General features: G+C 39.7%; 2 protein-coding genes. Both read left to right on the plus strand.

What is annotated here, in order from left to right:
- Positions 1 to 2,330 (plus strand): DEAD/DEAH box helicase (locus tag VB714_RS21225; RefSeq protein ID WP_323226684.1); only part of this gene is annotated, 2,330 nt, incomplete at its 5' end.
- Between the two features lie 53 nt (positions 2,331 to 2,383).
- A partial coding sequence (locus VB714_RS21230; RefSeq protein ID WP_323226685.1) for a Uma2 family endonuclease occupies positions 2,384 to 2,790 on the plus strand: 407 nt, incomplete at its 3' end.

The following is a 2,790-nucleotide window of genomic DNA, read 5'->3' on the forward strand; positions in this document are numbered from 1 at the left end:
AATGTTGCGATCGCACAGATGCACCCAGTTCAACAGAACGAGCATTAGAACAATATCAACAGTGGCAAATCTGGCGACAGAAAATCGATCGTTCTCAAAGTGCAATCCCTTTTATTCTCTATTTTCAGCTTATCTCTCCCGACGTTCCCGAGCAGGCATGGTTTCTTGAATTTCTCGTTTCTCCCAAGAACGATCCTTCTGCAAAGCTCACATTACTCGATTATTGGCGCATGAACAAAAGCCAGCAAAATCAAATCAAGAAACAAATGGGAGAAGATTTTGAAGCGAATTTACTTTTAAATCTCGGTTATGCTGCGCGAATTTATCCCAAACTCTGGGAGGGAATGAATAGCGATCGCCCCACAGGGTGTTTATTGCATTTAGAGGATGCTTACGATTTTCTCAAGGAAACCGCATGGGTATTGGAAGATGCAGGCTATAAGGTGATTATCCCCTCTTGGTGGACTCCAATGGGTCGCCGTCGTGCCAAAGTGCGTCTCAAAGCTGCTAAAAAAGGTAAGTCTGTGGGAAGTGCAGGAAAAGGATATTTTAACCTCGATACATTGATTACTTACCAATACGAATTGGCGATCGGCAATGAACAAATTACCCCCCAAGAATGGGAAGATTTAGTAAATGCAAAACAATCTTTAGTGCAGTTTCGTGGAGAATGGGTCGAACTTGATGTTGCTAAAATGAAACAAATGTTAGAATTTTGGCAAAAACAAGGAGAAGAAAATGCGGAAATGTCTTTAATGGAATTGATGCAACGGGAAGCAGAAGAAGATGAAGGTTTAGAAATAGAACGAGATGACTCTCTCGAGGAAATGTGGGCTAAACTGCACGATCCCTCTAATCTTTCTCCCGTTGAAGAATTACCGCAATTTGAAGGAACATTACGAGAGTATCAAAAGCGGGGAGTTGCTTGGTTAGATTATTTAGAACAATTGGGATTAAATGGTTGTTTAGCCGATGATATGGGATTGGGTAAAACAATACAGGTGATTGCGCGATTAGTGCAAGAAAGGAACAGAGATGAAAAAGTATTCCCAACGCTTTTAATCGCCCCAACATCGGTTTTAGGAAATTGGCAAAAGGAAATTTCTAAATTTGCCCCTCACCTTTCTAGTATCGTTCATCATGGTAGCGATCGCGCCAATGAAACGAAAACATTTAAAAAGGAATGTAAAGATAAAGATGTGGTCATTACCTCGTATACTTTGATTCGCAAAGATACTAAACTATTTAATGCTTTAGATTGGCATCGTATTGTCTTAGATGAAGCACAGAACATCAAGAACCCTAAAACAGCCCAAACTAAAGCCATTTTAAAGCTAAAATCTCGCCATCGCTTGGCATTAACGGGAACTCCAGTAGAAAACCGATTGTTAGATTTATGGTCTATTTTTAACTTTCTTAATCCCGGTTATTTGGGCAAGCAGGCACAGTTTCGCAAGGCTTTTGAATTGCCAGTTCAAAAGGACAATGACCTCGTTAAAACCGTAACATTAAAGCGTTTAGTCGAACCCTTTATTCTGCGTCGAGTCAAAACAGACAAATCTATTATTAAAGACCTTCCCGATAAAATCGAGCAAAAAGTTTATTGTAATCTAACCAAAGAACAAGCCTCGTTATATGAAGCCGTGGTGAAAGATGTCGCTGAGAAATTAGAAGCAGCAGAAGGGATGCAACGCAAAGGTTTAATGTTAGCAACCTTGATGAAATTAAAACAAATTTGCAACCATCCGAGGCAATTTTTGCAAGACGAAAGCGAATTTACTCCCGAACGATCGCATAAACTATCGCGCTTGCAGGAGATGATTGAAGAAATCATTGCAGAGCAAGAAAGTACCTTAATTTTTACCCAATTTCGCGAGATTGGTGATGCCTTAGAATATCGCTTGCGCCATGATTGTCACTACAATACCTATTATATTCATGGGGGAACTAGCCGTCAAAAACGGGAAAATGCGATCGCGGATTTTCAAGACCCAGATACTCCTCCTTCCATCTTTGTTTTATCCTTAAAAGCGGCTGGAGTTGGGATTACTTTAACCAAAGCTAATCATGTTTTTCACTTCGATCGCTGGTGGAACCCCGCAGTAGAAGATCAAGCCACCGATCGCGCTTTTCGTATTGGTCAAGAGAAAAATGTTTTTGTTCACAAATATGTAACATTGGGAACATTAGAAGAACGCATCGACCAAATGATTGAAGATAAAAAGAAACTTTCAGCTTCAATTGTCGGATCCGATGAGTCTTGGCTGACGGAATTGGATAATAACAGTTTTAAAGAATTAATTGCTTTGAATCGCACGGCAATTTTGTAAAATTAACCCTGAAATTGTATAATAGAACTAAAGATGTAACGCTCCTTTTTCCCATGTTACTCAAATACGATCCTAGAGACTGTTGGCCTTCAGCAGAAGATTTACCCGACTCCGATGATACCCCCGTGGACGATCAATTACAGCATCTCATTCCAGGATTGCTAGAAGCAATTTTGGCATTAATTTGGCAGGAAAGAATGGATTGGTTTTTCGGAGTCGATATGGGGATTTATTATCACCCTGATGAACCGGCGATCGTTCCTGATGGCTTTTTAAGCATTGGAGTTCCTCGTATTGTTCATCATAAGTTAAACAATTTGCGTTTGTCTTATGTCCTCTGGAAAGAGGAAAAATTACCAACTTTGGTATTAGAGGTGGTATCTGAAACCAGGAGAGGAGAATATAGCAAAAAGAAAAAATTTTATGAAGAAATGGGGATTTTGTATTACGTGATATATAA

The organism is Spirulina sp. 06S082 (assembly GCF_034932145.1).
Lineage (GTDB): Bacteria > Cyanobacteriota > Cyanobacteriia > Cyanobacteriales > Spirulinaceae > CCY15215.